The sequence below is a fragment of the Paraburkholderia sp. BL21I4N1 genome, assembly GCF_002973525.1.
Taxonomy (GTDB): domain Bacteria; phylum Pseudomonadota; class Gammaproteobacteria; order Burkholderiales; family Burkholderiaceae; genus Paraburkholderia.
On sequence record NZ_PVEN01000001.1, the window covers coordinates 290,199 to 308,283 of the forward strand.

An 18,085-nucleotide genomic window follows, 5' to 3' on the forward strand; every position below is an offset into this window, starting at 1 on the left:
GTCGCAGGCCAGCGCTTGTCGCTTGCGACGCAAGGGCGATGACGCAACGCGTGCGTCAATGACTTGCATTAGGTTCGGGCTGGTTGCGATGGCAACCATTCGCGCACGTGCGCACTGTGCGACGGCCGCACCGGTGCCTGACCGGGGTTTTTCGCGGTGCCCACGAAGAGAAAGCCGAGCAGACGCTCGTTCGATGCGAAGCCCAGCGCGTCGTGCAGACGCGTTTCATAGCTGTCCGGCCCGGTAGCCCAGAAACCGCCGTAGCCGAGCGCGTGAATCGCGTTGAGCAGGTTCATCGTCGCTGCGCCGGCGGCCAGCAGTTGCTCGATTTCGGGCACCTTCGGATGCGCCGCGACGGCCGCGCCGAGTGCGATCACGAGCGGCGCCGCGAACGCCTTTTGCCGCCGATGCGCGTGCGCGGAGCGCGGTTCCTCGGGGGCACGCGCGCTGGCCAGATCGACCAGCAGGTCGCCGAGCGCGCCGCGCGCTTCGCCGCGAATCATGACGAAGCGCCACGGCCGCAGATTGCCGTGATCGGGCGCGCGCATCGCGGCGTCGAAGATCAGATCGAGTTCGGCGTCGGCAGGGCCGGGCTCGGTGAGCGGCCAGTGCGATTGGCGCGACAGCAGCACCTCGAGCGCTGCCGATGCATAAGGTTGGGCGGTGGCACCAGGTTTCGCGGTCGTGGAAGGTGCGGGTTCGAGGCGGCTGATGTCTAGCGTGGTCATGATGGGTATTCGACTGAAGGTATGGGCTGAATAATGGGCTAATTATCTCGTAAATGCAAATCATTCGCATTTAGTTTTGGTGTCAATCCTGATAGTTGTTGGCCTCGGGCTTGTCCCGTAGGCCGCGCGCTGCGGGTCAGAGAGCCGGAGGGCATGGCGTGAGGGTCATAAAAAGCAACTAACTGTCAGCCCCGCCCGGCGCCCCCGGATATGATGGCGAGGTGCCGGAATCCGCCTTTTCGGCACGACCTGTCTGCAGCATCCCTGCCCACTTCCGCTAGCCCATGCCGACAAATTCACTCGACGCCGCCGTGCCCGCCACGGACTCCGAAGCGGCGCACCGTCTCCCGACCCTGATGCTGGCCGCCGCGCTTTCGCTAGGCAGCGCGATCGCATTGGGACTCGCCCGTTTCGCTTACGCGCTGCTCTTGCCGTCGATGAAGCTCGACCTCGGCTGGAGCTTCGCGCAGGCCGGCGCGATGAACACCGCCAATGCGTTGGGCTATCTGCTCGGCGCACTAGCGTTCCCGCCGCTTGCGCGCCGCTGGTCGTCGGGCGTTTTGTTCGGCGTCGGCTGCGCGGCCACGACGCTGCTCATGGGCGTCAGTGGTCTGCTCGCGGGCACCCATTCGCTGCTCGCGTTGCGAGTGATCACCGGCGCGGCCAGCGCGGCGATTTTCATTAGCGGCGGCGTGCTGGCGGCGCGCCTGGCGTCGGCGAGACCGCACGACGCCGGGCTCGTACTCGGCCTGTATTACGGCGGCACGGGATGGGGAATCGTGGCGTCGTCGGTGCTGGTGCCGCTGACGATCGTCAACGCCGCGCACGGCTGGCAGTTCGCGTGGTTCGCGCTGGCCGTCGCGTGCGCGGCGTTCGCCGCCGTGGCGATCCAGGCGGCGCGCAAGATTGAACGCGTGCATCCCGCCGCGCATCCGGCGACGCGCGTATCCGCTCACGCCGAGGCGCCGCGTTGGCCGCGTTTCAGCCTGGCCTTGGCGGGTTACGGCCTGTTCGGTGTCGGCTACATCGGCTACATGACGTTCATCGTGGCGCTGCTGCGCAATGCCGGCATGAGTGCGGTGGTCGTCACCGGCTTCTATCTGCTGCTCGGCGTGGCGACGGTGGTGTCGGCGCGCGTATGGTCCGGCCTGCTCGACCGTATGCGTGGCGGCCAGGCGCTCGCCGTGCTCAACGCGCTGCTCGCCCTCGCCACATTACTGCCCGCGCTGTTCACGCAGCCGTGGGTGGCCTTTTTGTCCGGCGTGCTGTTCGGCGCGACCTTCCTGTCGGCCGTCGCGTCGACCACCGCGTTCGTGCGCCACAACCTGCCCGCGAGCGACTGGGCAAAAGGCATCAGCGCTTTCACGATCGTCTTCGCGTTCGGGCAGATTGTCGGGCCGATGGTAATCGGCTGGGTCTCCGACGGCGCCGGCCTTGCGCGTGGGCTGGTCTATTCCGCGCTGCTGCTCGCGGCCGGCGCGGTGCTGGCCGCGTGTCAGAAGCCGCTGCGCGCCTCTATCAAATGAGAATCATTATCAGTATCATCGCAAAAATAGATTTACCACCGGGTTGTATTCGCCGAGTCATCCGAAAGCGGCATCGAACCCGCTGACGCACGCGTGCGTCGGCCGGTGCGCCGGGCAGCGCGAATCGACTCACTCAATTCTGTCAGGAGCCACGTATGTCGAATGACATCCGGGAAGCACCCGCCGAGATTCAGCTCGCCGATACCGTTTTTCAGAAAGGCCGCACGCGTTTGCCGGTCGTGAACGCCCCCACCGGCGCCAGCGACATTCTCGATCATGGCTGGCACGCGTCGATCGACGCGCATCTCGCCCGCGACGGCGGTGTGCTGCTGCGCGGATTCGCCGACATGAGCATCGAACGTTTTCACGATTTCGCCAGGAGCTTCGGCTCACCGCTGCTCTCGTATGAGTTCGGTTCGACGCCGCGCAGCGAAGTGACGAAAGGCGTCTATTCGTCGACCGACTATCCGGCTCATCAGTGGATTCCGCAGCACAACGAGCAGGCGTACACGACGAACTGGCCCATGAAGATCTGGTTCTACTGCGACGTCGCGCCTGGCGATCGCGGTGAAACACCAGTGGCCGACGCGCGCGCCGTGTATCAAGGTATCGATCCCGCGCTGCGCGAACGCTTCGCGAGTCGCAAGCTGATGTACGTGCGCAATTATGGCGGCGGACTCGATCTGTCTTGGCAGCAGGTCTTCAACACCGACGACACGGCGGTCGCCGAAGCTTATTGCCGCGCGCATCAGATTGAGTGGGAATGGAAAGAGGACGGCGATCTGCGCACCCGGCAGATTTGCCAGGCGGTCGCGCGGCATCCGCGTACCGGTGAGGACGTGTGGTTCAACCAGGCGCATCTGTTCCACGTGTCGTCGCTGGAAGACACGACGCGCGAGGCGCTGCTCGATCTCGTCGAAGAAGAGGATTTGCCGCGCAATGTTTACTACGGTGACGGCACGCCGATTTCCGACGCGGAGCTCGATAGCGTGCGCGCGGTGTACGACGCACATCGACTCGATTTCGCGTGGCAACGCGGCGACGTGATGATGCTCGACAACATGCTGTTGACGCACGGCCGCGCGCCGTTTTCGGGGCCGCGGCGGATTGTCGTGGCGATGGCGGAAGCGCACGCCGCGTGAGCGTGGCATGCGGTCGGCGTACGGCGCAGATAAAGCCAACGCCGCCGATGCATCGATCCATTAAACCGCAATCGACGGAATGCTTTTCATGCAGCGGAGCGCGAACATCGAGCGGCTATGCCGGATGCCGGCGATCTTGTAGAGCTTCTCGCGCAGAAACCGCTCGTAACCCGCGGTGCCATCCACGGCCACTTTGACCAGATAGTCGTAGTCACCCGACACCAGATACGCCTCGAGCACTTCCGACAGCATGGCGAGTTCGGCGCCGAAGCGGGCGAGGGCATCGTCGTCGTGACGGTCGAGCGTGACCTCGAGCAGCACCACATCCGCGAAACCGAGCTTTTGCTGATCGAGCAAAGCCACGTAGCCGCGGATGTAGCCCTCCGTTTCCAACTGACGCGTGCGATTCCAGCACGCAGTGGTCGACATGCCGACCAGTTCGGCCAGCTCCGCATTGCTCAGACGCGCGTTTTTCTGCAACTCGCGCATGATCTTGCGATCCTGGTTGTCCAGTGGACGATTTCGGGTTGTCATGAGGTTGTCGGGAGTTTGTTCTGGTGAACTGGATTTTAGCGGAATATCGTCCCGATATCGCGCGGCAAGCGCACTTCTTTAAGAAGCCTATCCAGCCTGCCTCCGGTTATATTTTCAGGGTGCATTCATGTCCGGGACAACCGCCCGGGTTGCGGGCTTCGGGCTCGCGGCCTCGTTCAGCCACAAGCTGTATCCGGTGTCTCGCCGTCTTCACAGCAGGAAGGCGGCACGCGGGCGAATTCCGGCGTCAACCGCGCCGGAAGGCGCGCTCGCCGGGCATGGACGCATGTTCCTCGAATGCTTGCCGGCCTCGGCGTCTCCCTGCCATCGGGTTTTCCAACCACGATAACGGACGCGCGAAAGGCGACGCCGCGAATTGCGGGCGTCGCCTTTTTTTGCGAATCAGCGCGACAGGCGTCGCGCGAACCTTGCTGGGATCAATGAAAAATCAGATACAGGATCACCAGGACGATCAGCGGGACACCGAGAAGCCAGCCGAGAAGATAAGGCATGATGTGATCTCCTTTCGTATCGAAGTTTGAATACGAAAGTGTTTGAGCATCCCGCGTGCCTGACCCGACACAAGCCTAAGTTTGGCGCGGCCGGCCCTGCTGGCGTTGCTTCACCCCGCACTTCGCTCACGGCAGGTTTTCCCGCAGAACGATACTGAATTGCACTGGCTTCACGTCGTGCATTGCCTCGCGTTTCTCTCGCACGTTGCGGAAAATCCGCAGACAATTCCCCACCATCGCTTGCGGCGTTTGCGTGAGCAATGCGTCCATCGTTCCGTCGATCAACAAGGCGCGCGTATCCGGCGTCAAGCCATGACCGACGAACAGAATTTTCTGGTCGGAACGCGCTTCGACAATCGCCCGCGCAACACCGTCCGATCCGCCGCCGCTGTTATAAATGCCCGCGAGATCGGGATGTTGTTCCAGCAGCTTGCGCGTCTGCATATAGTTGCGTTCGCTATCGTCGTGCCCCTCACGCAATCCGATCACATGCACGTGCGGAAACGTCGATTCGATCAGATGCAGAAAGCCGATCTCGCGCTCTTCGTGCCCGCGATAGTTGAGACTGCCCGCGAGCATCGCGATCTTGCCGCTGGGCCGCGGCCCCATGAAACGCCCCAGCAACAATGCCGCGGTGCGCCCGGCCGAACGGTTGTCGATACCCACATAAGCCAGCCGCCGCGCGTTCGATAAATCCGAAATCAACGTGATGGCGGGCACGCCCTGATCCGCTAGCGCATTCACCGCGTCGCGCACCTGCGGATGTTCGAGCGCCATGAACACCACGCCATCCGCGCGCTGTCCGTAATGCAACAGACGGTCGGCGAGTTCCTTCGGATTGAAACTCTCGACGTAGTGCACGCGGCATTTCATATCGAGCGCGTTCCACTGATCGTGCGCGAAGTCGATGTAGTCGCCGAGCATGTGCAGGTAGCGATTGGTGCCGGCGGGCAACAGAAAAGCTATTCGCATGGGTTTCGACGCGGTGACGGCGGGCGCGCTGGGCGTGAGCAGATAGCCGAGTTGGGCCGCCGCTTGCAACACGCGCTGCGCCGTGACGGCGCGCACGTTCTCGCGACCGTTGAGCACGCGATCCACCGTGGCGGTGGAAACCCCGGCGGCACGCGCGATATCGGGAATGCGCGCGCGTGCGGCGAGGTTGGCGACGGCAGCGGAAAGCGGTGCGGACATGGCGGTCCTTCAGGGAGAGGTCAATCAAAAACCATCAAGTTCGCGGTTTGACAGCGCTTGCCGCACACGCCTAGTCTTGCAGCTATCACGCAACGACCAAACGCCGCGGACCCGAAATCAAAGCGTAGTCCATAACAGCCGCACCGGTTGCCGTGAACGATGATGGTTTTTGATGGATTAGACCGTCACATCAATTATAGGCAAGGAGACACTCAAATGACCAACCTCGCGAGACGCACCGTACTACGCGCCGCAGCCGCCGTGCCGCTAGCTGGCGCGCTGGGTTTTCCGGCGATCGTACGTGCGGCGTCCGGCCCGGAATTCGTGTTCAAGTACGGCAACAACCTGCCGCTCACGCATCCGCTGAACGTGCGCTCGCAGGAGGCCGCCAACCAGATCCGCGAGGCGTCGAAGGGGCGCATGGAGATCCGGATATTCCCTAACAACCAGTTGGGCGGCGATACCGACATGCTCGCGCAGGTGCGCAGCGGTGGCATCGAGATGTTCACGCCGTCGGCGCTGGTGGTGTCGACGCTCGCGCCGTCGGTTGCGATCAATGCCGTCGGTTTCGCGTTCAGCGACTACAACCAGGTGTGGAGCGCGATGGACGGCAAGCTCGGCGCCTACGTGCGCGCGGCGATGCAGAAGGCCGGCCTCGAGTCGTTCGAAAAGATGTGGGACAACGGCTTTCGTCAGACGACCACGAGCACCGGACCGATTACGAGTGCGCAGAACATGCACGGGTTGAAGATTCGCGTGCCGGTCAGTCCGCTCAGCATCGACATGTTCAAGGGTCTCGGCGCGTCGCCCACCAGTCTGCAATTCAGCGAAGTCTATTCGTCGCTGCAAACGCATATTGTCGATGCGCAGGAGAACCCGCTGCCGATCGTGCAAGTGGCGAAACTCTACGAAGTGCAGAAGTTCTGTTCGCTGACCAATCACATGTGGGACGGCTACTGGTTCGTGCTGAACCCGCGCGCATGGCAGCGCCTGCCGAAAGACCTGCAAGGCATCGCGAGCGACGCGTTCAATCAGTCGGCGCTCAAGCAGCGTGAGGACGTGCGCAAGCTGAACGACGCGGCCGTCGCGGATTTGCAAAGCAAGGGGCTTGCGATCAATCGTCCGGGGCCGGATACCTTCCGTGCGGCATTGCGCCAGGCGGGTTTCTACGCCGAATGGAAAAGCAAATTCGGCAATCAGGCGTGGGATCTACTCGAACAGTCGGTCGGCAAACTGGCCTGAATGTGCGCGCTGCAAAGCAGTGAGCACCCGGTGAAGAGACGAAGCGCGGCGAGCACCCGCGAGGAGGCGCAAGGATGGCGAATCACGCGTTGAACCCAGCGGAAGCGCACGTGCCGTTGCACGCGGCAAGCGCGCCGCGCCGCTGGCTGCGAAGCTTCGATCGCGGTGTGATCGCGCTCGTCGAAATCTGCGCGGCCGCGCTGCTGGCAATGGAAATCGTCGTCATGCTCGCGGGCGTGGTGTGGCGCTACGTGTTGCATCAACCGCTCGTCTGGTCGGATGAACTCGCGGGCATTCTGTTTCTGTGGCTCGCCATGCTCGGCGCCGTGCTGGCGTTACGACGCGGCGAACATATGCGGATGACAGCGCTGGTCAGCCGCTTGTCGCCGTCGCGGCGCGCGTTCGTCGATACGCTGGCGATCGCGGCGTCGGTTGCGTTTCTCGCGCTCTTGATCGCGCCGGCCTATGACTACGCGTCCGGAGAGGCCGCGATCGTGACGCCCGCTCTGCAGATCAGCAACGCGTGGCGTGCGCTCGCGTTGCCCATCGGCGCGGCGCTCATGCTGCTGGTCGGCCTGCTTCGTCTTGCGCAGGTGAGCCGCATGCGCGACGTACTGATCGTGCTCGCCATCGCGGCGCTGCTCGGCGTGGTGGCGATGTTCGCCGGTCCCTGGTTCCAGACCCTGGGCAAGACCAATCTCGTGATCTTCTTTGTCGGCGTCGTGGCGGTCGGGATTTTCTCGGGCGTGCCGATCGGCTTCTCCTTTGCGCTGGCCACCTTCGGCTATCTTGGTCTCTCGACCTTTACGCCGCTCGAAGTGATGGTCGGCCGTATGGACGAGGGCATGTCGCACCTCGTGTTGCTGGCGGTGCCGCTGTTTGTGTTTCTCGGCCTGCTGATCGAAATGACCGGCATGGCGCGCGCGATGATCGAATTCCTCGCGAGCCTCGTCGGTCACGTGCATGGCGGGTTGTCGTTCGTGCTGATCGGCGCGATGTATCTGGTGTCCGGTATCTCCGGCTCGAAAGTGGCGGACATGGCGGCCATCGCGCCGGTGCTGTTCCCCGAGATGAAAAAACGCGGTGCCTCCGAAGGCGATCTGGTCGCGCTGCTCGCCACCACCGGCGCGCAAAGCGAGACCATTCCACCCAGCATCGTGTTGATTACGATCGGCTCGGTCACCGGCTTGTCGATCTCAGCGCTGTTCACGGCGGGCATGCTGCCGGGTGCGGTGCTCGCGCTGATTCTGTGCGCCGTGGTGTGGTGGCGTTACCGCAAGGAAGATCTGAGCGGTGCGCAGCGTTTCACGCGCGCGCAGATCGGGCGACTGTTCCTGGTGTCGTTGCCCGCGCTGGCCTTGCCGTTCGTGATTCGCATGGCGGTGGTCGAAGGGATCGCGACTGCAACCGAAGTATCGACCATCGGCATCGCCTATTCGATGCTGGTCGGCGTGCTGATTTATCGCCGCTTCGAATGGCGGCGGCTCGGCCGCATGCTGGTGGATGCCGCAACCTTGTCGGGGGCGATTCTTTTTATCATCGGATGCGCAACGGCGATGGCGTGGGCACTCACGCAATCCGGCTTTTCGCAGGACCTCGCGCAATGGATGGGCGCCATGCCCGGCGGCGCGTACGGTTTCCTCGCGGTGTCGATCGTCGTGTTCGTGATGCTCGGCAGTGTGCTCGAAGGGATCCCCGCGATCGTGCTGTTCGGACCGCTGCTGTTTCCGATTGCGCGAATGGCCGGCGTCAACGAGGTGCACTACGCGATCGTCGTGATTCTATCAATGGGCGTGGGCCTGTTTTCACCGCCGTTCGGCGTCGGTTACTACTCGGCTTGCGCGATCAGCAAGGTCAATCCCGACGCGGGCATTCGGCCGATCGTCGGCTACATGGGCGCGTTGATCGTCGGCTTGATTCTGGTCGCGGCGATTCCCTGGATATCGATCGGGTTTCTGTAGGTTTTCTCTATACGTTCGACCTACGGGTGCGGTGTCTATCGCCGCGCCGGGGCGTCGCTCGTCTCTTCAATTGTGGCGCTTTGGGAGAGCTACATGAGTCGTTTCTTTGGCGAAATTCGTCAGGCGGGCTACGTGGTCCGCGATATCGAAGCCGCAATGGATTACTGGAGCCGCGTGCTCGGCGTCGGCCCGTGGTTTTACAACGAACGCGTGCCGATCGAAAACTACACGTATCGCGGCCAATCTTACGAGGTGCATAACTCGGTCGCGTTGGCGAACTCGGGGCCCTTGCAAGTCGAATTGATTCAGACGCGCAACGACGCACCGTCGATGTATCGCGACTTTCTCGCCGCCGGTCATACGGGCTTGCAGCACAACGCGTATTGGACTACCTCGTTCGACGCCGATCTCGCGCGCTTGCAGGGGCAGGGCTTCAAGGTCGCGATGAGCGGCGAAGTGGGGCGCAACGGCAGGTTCGTTTACTTCGACACGGAAAATCATCCCGGCACGGTGATCGAATTGTCGGAGATCGCCGGACCGAAAGGCAAACTGTTCGACATGATCTACGCGGCGTCTTGTGAATGGGACGGCAGTGAGCCGGTGCGCCGTTTTCCCGATCTGGGCACGTTATGAGCACCGCCCCGCAACAGCACACCGGCGACGACATGCTTGAAGCCGACTATCTGATCGAGACGCCGCTCGATCCCGCGCGCGTCGCCGACGTGATGGCCGGCGAGCAGTCGAGCGGCACTTTCGTGCGCGTGGCCAACGAATCCGACGCGCTGCGCGCGCGCAGTCGCGCGACCGTGTTGCGCATCGAGCAACTCGACGCCGCCCAGCAACCGAGCTTGCCGAACGCCTGGCTCGCGCGCCAGCGCACAACCGGTCCGTGGCGGCGCGCGCGCGTCACGCTGTCGTTTCCGCTGGCCAATATCGGCGCGAACCTGCCGACGCTGGCGGCGACCGTCGCCGGCAATCTGTACGACCTCGGCGAAGTGACCGGCATGCGCCTGTTGTCGTTGCGCTTGCCGGCCGCTTATCGCGCGCGTTTCGAAATGCCGCGACATGGCGTGAAGGGCACGCGCGCGCTGACGGCCGTACGCGACAGACCGCTGATCGGCACCATCATCAAACCCAACGTCGGCCTGAGCGCGGCGGAAACGGCAGCGCTGGTGCGCGAGCTATGCGAAGCGGGCGTCGATTTCATCAAGGACGACGAGGTGTGCGCGAACCCGCAGCACGCGCCGCTTGCGGAGCGCGTGCGCGCGGTGATGACCGAAGTGCGCGGCTATCGCGAGCGCAGCGGCCGGCCGGTCATGGTGGCGTTCAATATCACCGACGACCTCGACGCCATGCGCCGTCACGCCGATCTGGTCGAACAGCAAGGCGGCAGTTGCGTGATGGCGAGCATCAACTGGTGCGGCTTCTCCGCGATCCAGACACTGCGCCGCGCCACGCCGCTGGTGCTCCACGCGCATCGCAACGGCTACGGCATGATGTCGCGCGATCCGGCACTCGGCATGTCGTTTCAGGCGTATCAAACGTTGTGGCGTTTGACGGGTGTCGATCACATGCACGTGCATGGCCTGGCCGGAAAATTCGCGCAGAGCGACGTCGAAGTGATCGAATCGGCACGCGACTGCGCGACACCGCTCGCGTCCGCAGACGACGTGGTGCTGCCGGCGTTTTCATCGGGCCAATGGGCGGGCACCGCGCAGGCTACGTTCGACGCGGTGCGTTCCACCGACCTGCTATTCATGTCGGGCGGCGGCATTCTCGCGCATCCGGACGGCCCCGCCGCGGGCGTGACGAGCGTGCGCCAGGCGTGGGCCGCGGTGCAGGCCGGCACGCCGTTGCCGGTATACGCGGAGCACATGCCGGAACTGCGGCGCGCGTTGGAATTTTTCGGCGGCCGCGCGTGAGCGGTGCATCGACACGTCGTATAGGGGCAGACAGACAATGAGCGATCTACTACGCGACGCTGGCCCGGACTACGTGTTCTACGGCGACGATTTCACCGGCGCGACCGACACGCTCGCGCATCTCGCCCGCGCCGGTTTGCGCACGATGCTGTTTTTCGAGGTGCCGAGTGCCGCACGTCTGTCGACGCTGGGCCCGCTCGATGCGCTCGGTGTCGCGGGCGCGGCGCGGACCATGGCACCTTCCGTGCAGCAACGTGAGCTCGCCGGTGTCGGTGCGGCATTCGCGAAGCTCGGCGTGCGCGTTATGCACTACAAAGTGTGCTCCACCTTCGACAGTGCGCCGCAGACAGGCAGCATCGGCATGGCGGTTCGGACCTTGCGCGAGTATTGCGCGAACGAACTGGTCGCGGTGGTCGGCGGGCAGCCGGATTTGCGGCGCTACTGCGTGTTCGGCGAGTTATTCGCGGCGGCCGGCGCCGACGATGCGCGGCAAGCGGTTTACCGGATCGACCGTCATCCGACCATGAGTCGCCATCCGGTGACACCGATGCAGGAAGCCGATTTGCGCGTGCATTTGCAGCGGCAAGGCTTGGAGAATGTGCAATCGATCGACTGGCGGAGTTATGCAGCCGGTGCTGCCGCGTTGCAATCGGATGTGCGACGTCGGCTCGATTCAAAGCCGGACGCGCTGCTGTTCGACGTGCTCGACGAATCGCATCTGCAAGCGATCGGCGATTTGATATTGCGTTACGCCGCGATGTCGGCGCCGCTGCTGGCGGTTGGCGCGAGCAGTGTCGCGCGGGCGTATGCGCTGGCGCGCGGCGGCGCGGGCCGATCCGCAGCGGCCAGCGGACCCGTCAGGCTAGCGCCTGCTCGTGGACCCGTGCTCGTGCTGGCGGGCAGCCTGTCGCCGCTGACCGCGATACAGATCGAAGCCGCGCGATCCTATGTGCGTGTCGAGTTGGACCCCTTGCAAATGACCGGCGACGCGGCAGCCGAGTATCTCGCGGCGCGTGTGGAAGCGATAGCTGCGTCGTTGCGCGGCGGGCGCAATGTGCTCGCTTTTACGAAGCGCCGCGCGGCGGATCGCGAAACGACGGCGAATGTCAGTACGAATGCGAACGCGCGGATAGACGCACCTTCAGCCGCCGTAGCCGCCCGCCCCCAACTCGCCGATGCTTGCGCGGCTTTGCTGCAACAGGTGCTCGGCACCGTACGTCTGCACCGTATCGGCATCGCCGGCGGCGACACATCGAGCTTTGCCGTGCGCGCGCTCGGTGCGTGGGGTTTATCGTATCTCGCGCCATTATCGGCAGGCGTCACGGTGTGCCGCTTGCATGCCGATCGCGCGGAACTCGACGGCATGGAGATCATGCTCAAGGGTGGTCAAATGGGCGATGCGGATCTGTTCGAACAACTGCTCAACGGTAACGAAGTGCCAAGCGCGTAACCGTCAGCCGTTATCCGCAAAGCCAGGATATAGCGTCATGCCACCGTCGACGAACAACGTCGTGCCGACCACATAGTCGCTATCATCCGAGGCGAGCCACACAGCGGCCTTGCCGATATCCTCCACGTCGCCCACACGGCCATACGGAATCAACTTCAGTAGCTTTTCGCGCGCGGCGTCGGTGTCCCACGCGTCTTTATTGATCGGCGTGCGGATCGCGCCGGGCGCAATGGAGTTGACGCGAATCCGTTCGGGCGCGACCTCTTGAGCGAGGGATTTCATGAACATCTGAATGCCCCCTTTCGACGCCGCGTAGTTCACGTGTCCTGCCCACGGAATCACCTCGTGCACGGAGCTCATGCAGATAATCTTGCCCAACGCTTTGGACAGGTCGCGCGGCCCACGTCGCCGGAACTCTTTCACGGCGGCTTGCGCGGTCAGGAATTGCCCGGTCAGATTGGTGGCCAGTACCGTTTGCCAATCTTGCAGCGTCATGTCGGCAAACGCGCTGTCTTTCTGCATGCCCGAATTCGCGACCACGATGTCGACCGTGCCAAAGCGCGCGCGGCAGGCGCCGAACATATGGTCGACCTGAGCGGGGTCCGCCACATCGGCTTGAACCGCGAGCGCCGCGCCTCCGGCCTGCTCGATTTCTTCAGCGAGTTGTTGCGCTGCTTCCGCATGCGAGTGGTAGTTCAGCACCACGGCGGCGCCGGCATCCGCCAGCGCTTTCGCGACGCCATAACCAATGCCGGAGCTGGCGCCAGTGATCAAGGCAACCTGATTCGCGAGTAACTTTTCCATCGCATTCTCCAGCGTGACGAGCGTAACGTGTGTGAAGGAATGGCGAGCGTCGACATAATGAGGCCGCCGGATAATCGAGCAGAAACTGCATCGATATCCGGCGGCCAGCCCGGTTCAAAGTTCCGTTGGAACGAGGCGCCGGGTAGTTCAATCTGCAGTGGCTATATCACGCCCGCCACAAGCAACACGATGATCACAATCAGCACGACGCCGATACCCCCGGTCGGCGCGTAGCCCCACGAGCGGCTATGCGGCCAGGTCGGAAATGCACCGATGAGAAGAAGAATCAGCACAATCAGAAGAATAGTTCCCAACATATTAATGACCTCCGCTTGGGTTGACAGGATCGGCCGTCACGCTAGCCACGCAGCGCCCATCGTGAGAAGGGTTCGCGATCGGCAGATCGACGTCTTCATTCAGCAAACGGCATGCCCAGGTGCGGAGTCGTTCGAGCGGGGGCGAAGGCGGTTGTCGCGCGGCGCCCTGCGGCGCGCCGTGGCGGGTGTTCAGAGCGCGCTGCGGGGCACGGCGGGAGGGGCGTCGGCCGGCGTCGGATCGTCCGTCGCGATGGCGGTTTCCGGAAAACTGATTCGCACCGGCGGCACGAACCAGGCAAGGCAAAGTCCGACCAGCGCGGCAGCGCCGGCGACCAGAATGCCGATGTGAATCGACTGCACGAGGGCGTCGCGGGCGGAATTCATCATCGCGTCGCCCGCGTGGCCGGCGCTGACGAGCCGGTTGATCAGCGCGGCCTGTTCCGCGCGATCCACCAGCAGTTCGGGACTGGCGAACGATTTGAACCACTGCGTCGCCTGATACGAATCGAGCGACCGGTGCACGCCGCGCGAGTAGAGGTGGCCGAGCAGCGCGCCTGTCATCACCGTGCCGAGCATGCCGCCGAAGGTCCGCAGCGATTGCAGCAGCGCGGTCGCCGCGCCGACGTGATCGCGCGCAACGATCTGTTGCGAACAGACCGTCAGGCTGGTGGCGACCAGACCGAGGCCGAGTCCGCTGATGCCCATGCACGACATCCACACCAGATGCGGCTCGTTGCCGTGCAGCGCGACCACGCTGAGGCAGGCCAGTGCGGACAGCGCAAAGCCCACATACATGATGCCGTTGGCGCGGCGGATTCGTGTGACGATCCGGTTGTTGACCACGCTGCCGATCGTCGTGCCCAGCAGCCGCGGCGTGATCAGCATGCCCGAGTCGTGCGCGGACATCGCATAGCCGCCTTGAAACAGCAGCGGCACATAGAACACCAGCGAAAACAGCGCGAAGCCGCCGAGCACCGACATGGCGAATAACGCGGACAGCTTGCGATCCATCAGCATGTCCACCGGCACGATCGGATAGCCGACGCGGCGTTCCCACAACCACAGGATCAGGGCGCAACTTGCCGCAACGGCGGTGAGCGCGATCGTCATCGTGTCGATGCCGTGCTTGGGAAACAGTTCGATCAGCACTTGCAGCGCGCCGAACGTGAGCGCGAGCACGCCCGCACCGAGCCAGTCGAGCCGGACTGGTCCCTTGCGCCGCAATTCATGCAGGGGCGGTAGAAAGCGCTGCACGAACAACAACGAGACCAGCCCGACCGGCACGTTGACGAAGAACACCAGGCGCCAGCCGCCGTATTGCGTCAGCATGCCGCCGAGCGACGGTCCCACCATATTGGCCACGCCGAACGAGGACGTGACGAACACCAGCCAGCGCAGCCGCCGTTTCGGATCGGGGAACAGATCGGCGACGGTGGCAAACACCGTGCCGATCAGAATGCCGCCGCCGATCCCTTGCAGCCCGCGCGACATGACGAGCAGCAGCATGCTGCCGGCGAGCCCGCACAACACGGAAGCCCCGGTGAACAGGATGATTGCCGCGATCAGAAAGGGCTTACGGCCGAACTGATCGCCGAGCCGCCCGAAGATCGGAATCGTAACGACGGAGGCCAGCATGTACGCCGTCGCGACCCACGCGTACAGGTCGAAGCCCTTCAACTCGGCGACGATACGCGGCAGCGCCGTGCCCACGATGGTTTGATCCAGCGCGACCAGCATCGCGACGAACGAGATGCCGAGCATCGCCAGCAGCGATTCGCGGAATGGCAGGAGTTGTCCGCTGGGGACGTTGGGGGGCGCTGCACTCGACGCTGCGGTCATGACGTGCCTATCTGAAGGGGCGAGGCGTTCATAAGCATGATAGGTCTCACACGTCGAGAATGCGGAATCGCCGCAACGTTTCGATCTCGAACTGCAGGCAACTCGCGCGATAGTCGCGGCACAAGCGTTCGGCGGTCGCGCCGTCCCCGGCCCGGATCGCTTCGACGATCGCCCGATGCTGCGCCGCCGGCAGTTCCGCCAACGCGGTGAGACGCAACGTAAGATCGCGCACGCGTCGAATCTGATCCCAGCATTCGTTGACGATCTGCGTAAGCCGAGGGTTGCCGCCCAGCTTCAGTAGATGCACGTAAAAAGCTTCGTCGGCGGCGCTCCAGGCGGCGAGGTCATTTTTCTCGCGCGCCCGCTCCATGGCGTTGCAGGCCTGATCGAAGGGCGCCAGCTCTTTGGCGCGCAGTGTCGCCGTTGCGGCAATGCCGGCAGCGGTCGCTTCGAGACTGGTTTGCACCTGGTTGATTTCTTCGATATCCGCGAGCGACACCTGGCGTACGCGAATGCCATGACGCGGCACGATCTGCAGCAGGTTTTCCTTCTGCAAACGCACGAGCGCTTCCCGCACGGGCGTGCGGCTCACACCGAACAGACTCACGAGGTCGCGTTCCAGCAATTGCATGCCGGGACGAAGCTCGTTGCTGAGAATCTTGGTGCGCAGCTGTTGATACACCGAGTCGGTGGATGTTTCGCGCAGCGTGGTCATGTGGTTCTGTCTCGCCGACGGATTGAAGGCGATTCTGCCACGCAGACGCGGAAGATGGGTTCAGTTTATGAGCCGCGCGGGAAGCCCCGTCACGCTTTCAATGCGGCGCTTATCGCGCCGCACAACGCCGAACGGCCGGATTGACCCTTACCGGTCCCACACTTCGTCCGGCAGCGGCAAACCGGCGAGATCCTGAGCCGTTAGCGGTCGGTCCACTGCTACGCCTTGGCTTTCTAGCATCAGCATGACTTGCCGCGTGTGTTGCGCGCTGTGCCACGCGGTGCGTTCCAGCACTTCGTGCATGGGACGCCGTCCGTAATAGGTCGGCACGTCGTAGCTCAGAGAGCGATCCGTCTCGGCTTGCCACCATGCACGCAAGTGCGCCCTCACTCTGTCGCCCCAGGCGGCAATCTCCTGCGGTCCCCACTCGGGGGCCGGCACTTCATCGAATCCTTCGAATCGCAACTCGATCTGCTGCGCGGCTTCGATACCCATTTCGGCCACGCGGAAGACGTGAAACGTTAGCCCGGCCGGCGTCCGGTTGCGATTTCTGAACGGCTCGCGATACGCGGCGCCGCTGAATTGCCGTGTATAACGCGCGTTCGATTCAAGCACGAGCTCGAGACGCCTGACCAGTTCCTCTGGCGGCAGCGGCGTCATGATCTTCGTTTTCAGATCCAGAAACTTGATGACGTCATTGATCGACTGACAGAACGTGTAGCGGCCGCCGAGCGCGACCACAGGCACGCTGCGCGCGCCCAGCGCGGCCAGTTGCCGGGAGCCGTCTGGATCGTTGTGTACGTCGATCGATTCGAATTCGATGCCCTGCTTCGTCAGAAACTCCTTGGTGCGTAAGCACGACGAACAGCCGGGCTGCCAGAACACCTTGATCTTTGCGTGGGTCGCGGTTTGCATCGCTGTCTCCTTTCGCGCGGTTGGCCTCGAACGAGGCCGCCGTTCGATGTCATTGTTGCCAGGCCGCGCCTCGGTGCAAAGCATTGCTTGACCATGCCGCCATCGCGAGCCACGATGGCGGGAAAACGTGTCAGTCGTGATGACACGCGCACGCTGTACCGAGGGGCGCCGAATTCATCGGCGAACTCGGCTACTTGCCCCGGGACGTCATGCCGACACTCGATCCGCTTTCGCTCAGGCTGTTTGTCAGCGTTGCTGAAACCGGCACCATCGCGGCCGCGGCGCAGCGCGAACATATCGCGGCGGCGGCCGTCAGCAAGCGCATCAGCGAGATCGAAGCCACCTTGGGCGTGGCGCTTCTACGGCGCACCAACAAAGGCGTCATGCCGACCGCCGCCGGTGAACGACTGGTCGCGCTGGCGCATCGCGCGCTGCATGAACTCGACGATATTGCCGTGCAGATGCGCGATTACGCCAGCGGCGCCAGCGGGCTGATCCGGCTGGCGGCGAACGTGTCGTCGGTCGTGCAGTTTCTGCCGCGCGAGATCCAGTCGTTCGCCGCGCAGCATCCGCGGATTCAGATCCAGCTCGAGGAAAAGCCCAGTACAGGCGTGGTAAAAGCGGTCGCCGATAACGCGGCGGATATCGGCGTGTTCACCGCCGTGCCGCATGGCTACGATGTCCAAACGTTCCCTTACCGGCGCGATTCGCTGACGCTCGTTACGCCGGCCGGCCACGCGCTGGCGCGCCATGAGGCGATCGCTTTCGCGGACACGCTCGACTTCGAGTATGTCGGCTTGCCGCCCGATACCGCAATCAGTCAGCAGCTCACCCGCGCGGCGCATGAGCATGCGCGTCCGGTCAATCTGCGCATTCAGGTGACGAGCTACGACGCGCAATGTCTGATGATTGCCGCGGGACTCGGGCTCGGCGTGATGCCGCGAGCGATCGCGCGGGAGCAGGCGGACAAGCTGGGTTTGTCGATCGTTGCGCTGACCGATGCGTGGGCCGAGCGCGACCTGTTGTTAGCCGTGCGTTCGCTGGAGGCGTTGCCGATGGCTTGCCGCATGCTGGTCGCGCATTTACGCGCGGTGTGATTGGCGTTTGCCACTCATGGCGTGGCGCATTGATTTAAGCGTTTCCCTTCATGCCGCAGCATGTCTCGCGGTGCTAGCATCGAAACGTTCACGCGTTGCGCTCGGCGGTATGCGCAACCTGCATGCACGCTGCGCATGGCGCCGTGCACGGTAGATGGATAGCCGCGAGCGCTTCGGCGCCGCCTGGAGG

At 63.6% G+C, this 18,085-nt stretch carries 16 protein-coding genes; 8 read left to right on the forward strand and 8 right to left on the reverse strand.

What is annotated here, in order from left to right; all coding sequences use genetic code 11:
- Nucleotides 1–68: 68 nt before the first annotated feature.
- Nucleotides 69–728: a nitroreductase gene (locus B0G83_RS01335; RefSeq protein ID WP_105505635.1), complete on the reverse strand. Its 660-nt coding sequence runs from the start codon at nucleotides 726–728 to the stop codon at nucleotides 69–71.
- Between the two features lie 284 nt (nucleotides 729–1,012).
- On the opposite strand from B0G83_RS01335, the gene B0G83_RS01340 reads away from it, so the two are divergent.
- Together B0G83_RS01340 and B0G83_RS01345 are read left to right on the forward strand one after the other, a co-directional pair.
- Nucleotides 1,013–2,254, forward strand: a complete 1,242-nt coding sequence (locus B0G83_RS01340) for a YbfB/YjiJ family MFS transporter (protein ID WP_105505636.1) — start codon at nucleotides 1,013–1,015, stop codon at nucleotides 2,252–2,254.
- A gap of 155 nt (nucleotides 2,255–2,409) precedes the next feature.
- Nucleotides 2,410–3,396, forward strand: a complete 987-nt coding sequence (locus tag B0G83_RS01345; RefSeq protein ID WP_105505637.1) for a TauD/TfdA family dioxygenase — start codon at nucleotides 2,410–2,412, stop codon at nucleotides 3,394–3,396.
- A gap of 60 nt (nucleotides 3,397–3,456) precedes the next feature.
- Here B0G83_RS01345 and B0G83_RS01350 read toward each other — a convergent pair whose 3' ends face one another.
- Together B0G83_RS01350 and B0G83_RS01355 are read right to left on the reverse strand one after the other, a co-directional pair.
- Entirely contained in the window at nucleotides 3,457–3,930 is a 474-nt protein-coding gene (locus B0G83_RS01350) for an Lrp/AsnC family transcriptional regulator (protein ID WP_105505638.1), read from the reverse strand.
- A 638-nt stretch (nucleotides 3,931–4,568) separates the two neighbouring features.
- Entirely contained in the window at nucleotides 4,569–5,633 is a 1,065-nt protein-coding gene (locus B0G83_RS01355; protein WP_105505639.1) for a LacI family DNA-binding transcriptional regulator, read from the reverse strand.
- Nucleotides 5,634–5,849: 216 nt separating this feature from the next.
- Between B0G83_RS01355 and B0G83_RS01360 the strand changes: the two genes are divergently transcribed.
- The 5 genes from B0G83_RS01360 to B0G83_RS01380 all read left to right on the forward strand — a co-directional run bounded on the left by B0G83_RS01360 (nucleotide 5,850) and on the right by B0G83_RS01380 (nucleotide 12,208).
- Nucleotides 5,850–6,875, forward strand: a complete 1,026-nt coding sequence (locus tag B0G83_RS01360) for a TRAP transporter substrate-binding protein (protein WP_105505640.1) — start codon at nucleotides 5,850–5,852, stop codon at nucleotides 6,873–6,875.
- A 74-nt stretch (nucleotides 6,876–6,949) separates the two neighbouring features.
- Complete coding sequence (locus B0G83_RS01365) at nucleotides 6,950–8,836, forward strand: TRAP transporter large permease subunit (RefSeq protein ID WP_105505641.1); 1,887 nt, start codon at nucleotides 6,950–6,952, stop codon at nucleotides 8,834–8,836.
- Between the two features lie 93 nt (nucleotides 8,837–8,929).
- Nucleotides 8,930–9,469, forward strand: coding sequence for a VOC family protein (locus tag B0G83_RS01370; protein ID WP_105505642.1), 540 nt, complete (start codon nucleotides 8,930–8,932; stop codon nucleotides 9,467–9,469).
- Complete coding sequence (locus tag B0G83_RS01375) at nucleotides 9,466–10,758, forward strand: ribulose-bisphosphate carboxylase large subunit family protein (RefSeq protein WP_105505643.1); 1,293 nt, start codon at nucleotides 9,466–9,468, stop codon at nucleotides 10,756–10,758. Before B0G83_RS01370 ends, B0G83_RS01375 begins: the two co-directional genes overlap by 4 nt.
- A gap of 37 nt (nucleotides 10,759–10,795) precedes the next feature.
- Nucleotides 10,796–12,208, forward strand: a complete 1,413-nt coding sequence (locus B0G83_RS01380; protein WP_105505644.1) for a four-carbon acid sugar kinase family protein — start codon at nucleotides 10,796–10,798, stop codon at nucleotides 12,206–12,208.
- A 3-nt stretch (nucleotides 12,209–12,211) separates the two neighbouring features.
- Here B0G83_RS01380 and B0G83_RS01385 read toward each other — a convergent pair whose 3' ends face one another.
- The 5 genes from B0G83_RS01385 to B0G83_RS01405 form a co-directional block, all read right to left on the reverse strand.
- Nucleotides 12,212–13,012, reverse strand: a complete 801-nt coding sequence (locus tag B0G83_RS01385) for an SDR family oxidoreductase (protein WP_105505645.1) — start codon at nucleotides 13,010–13,012, stop codon at nucleotides 12,212–12,214.
- 161 nt (nucleotides 13,013–13,173) lie between these two features.
- Nucleotides 13,174–13,329 carry a DUF3309 family protein gene (locus B0G83_RS01390; RefSeq protein ID WP_035559900.1) on the reverse strand — a complete coding sequence of 52 codons (156 nt, stop codon included), beginning with the start codon at nucleotides 13,327–13,329 and terminating at the stop codon, nucleotides 13,174–13,176.
- A gap of 189 nt (nucleotides 13,330–13,518) precedes the next feature.
- Nucleotides 13,519–15,168, reverse strand: a complete 1,650-nt coding sequence (locus B0G83_RS01395; RefSeq protein ID WP_105505646.1) for an MFS transporter — start codon at nucleotides 15,166–15,168, stop codon at nucleotides 13,519–13,521.
- A gap of 46 nt (nucleotides 15,169–15,214) precedes the next feature.
- Nucleotides 15,215–15,883: a GntR family transcriptional regulator gene (locus tag B0G83_RS01400; RefSeq protein ID WP_105505647.1), complete on the reverse strand. Its 669-nt coding sequence runs from the start codon at nucleotides 15,881–15,883 to the stop codon at nucleotides 15,215–15,217.
- 147 nt (nucleotides 15,884–16,030) lie between these two features.
- Nucleotides 16,031–16,798 carry a glutaredoxin domain-containing protein gene (locus B0G83_RS01405; protein ID WP_105505648.1) on the reverse strand — a complete coding sequence of 256 codons (768 nt, stop codon included), beginning with the start codon at nucleotides 16,796–16,798 and terminating at the stop codon, nucleotides 16,031–16,033.
- 209 nt (nucleotides 16,799–17,007) lie between these two features.
- Here B0G83_RS01405 and B0G83_RS01410 point away from each other — a divergent pair, with 209 nt between their 5' ends.
- On the forward strand, nucleotides 17,008–17,895 hold the full coding sequence (locus B0G83_RS01410) for a LysR family transcriptional regulator (RefSeq protein ID WP_105505649.1): 888 nt from the start codon (nucleotides 17,008–17,010) through the stop codon (nucleotides 17,893–17,895).
- The last annotated feature ends 190 nt before the right edge of the window (nucleotides 17,896–18,085 follow it).

Coding starts and splice junctions, on each gene's coding strand:
- B0G83_RS01335 (WP_105505635.1), bottom strand. CDS start 728: ATGACCACGCTAGACATCAGCCGCCTCGAACCCGCACCTTCCACGACC.
- B0G83_RS01340 (WP_105505636.1), top strand. CDS start 1,013: ATGCCGACAAATTCACTCGACGCCGCCGTGCCCGCCACGGACTCCGAA.
- B0G83_RS01345 (WP_105505637.1), top strand. CDS start 2,410: ATGTCGAATGACATCCGGGAAGCACCCGCCGAGATTCAGCTCGCCGAT.
- B0G83_RS01350 (WP_105505638.1), bottom strand. CDS start 3,930: ATGACAACCCGAAATCGTCCACTGGACAACCAGGATCGCAAGATCATG.
- B0G83_RS01355 (WP_105505639.1), bottom strand. CDS start 5,633: ATGTCCGCACCGCTTTCCGCTGCCGTCGCCAACCTCGCCGCACGCGCG.
- B0G83_RS01360 (WP_105505640.1), top strand. CDS start 5,850: ATGACCAACCTCGCGAGACGCACCGTACTACGCGCCGCAGCCGCCGTG.
- B0G83_RS01365 (WP_105505641.1), top strand. CDS start 6,950: ATGGCGAATCACGCGTTGAACCCAGCGGAAGCGCACGTGCCGTTGCAC.
- B0G83_RS01370 (WP_105505642.1), top strand. CDS start 8,930: ATGAGTCGTTTCTTTGGCGAAATTCGTCAGGCGGGCTACGTGGTCCGC.
- B0G83_RS01375 (WP_105505643.1), top strand. CDS start 9,466: ATGAGCACCGCCCCGCAACAGCACACCGGCGACGACATGCTTGAAGCC.
- B0G83_RS01380 (WP_105505644.1), top strand. CDS start 10,796: ATGAGCGATCTACTACGCGACGCTGGCCCGGACTACGTGTTCTACGGC.
- B0G83_RS01385 (WP_105505645.1), bottom strand. CDS start 13,012: ATGGAAAAGTTACTCGCGAATCAGGTTGCCTTGATCACTGGCGCCAGC.
- B0G83_RS01390 (WP_035559900.1), bottom strand. CDS start 13,329: ATGTTGGGAACTATTCTTCTGATTGTGCTGATTCTTCTTCTCATCGGT.
- B0G83_RS01395 (WP_105505646.1), bottom strand. CDS start 15,168: ATGACCGCAGCGTCGAGTGCAGCGCCCCCCAACGTCCCCAGCGGACAA.
- B0G83_RS01400 (WP_105505647.1), bottom strand. CDS start 15,883: ATGACCACGCTGCGCGAAACATCCACCGACTCGGTGTATCAACAGCTG.
- B0G83_RS01405 (WP_105505648.1), bottom strand. CDS start 16,798: ATGCAAACCGCGACCCACGCAAAGATCAAGGTGTTCTGGCAGCCCGGC.
- B0G83_RS01410 (WP_105505649.1), top strand. CDS start 17,008: ATGCCGACACTCGATCCGCTTTCGCTCAGGCTGTTTGTCAGCGTTGCT.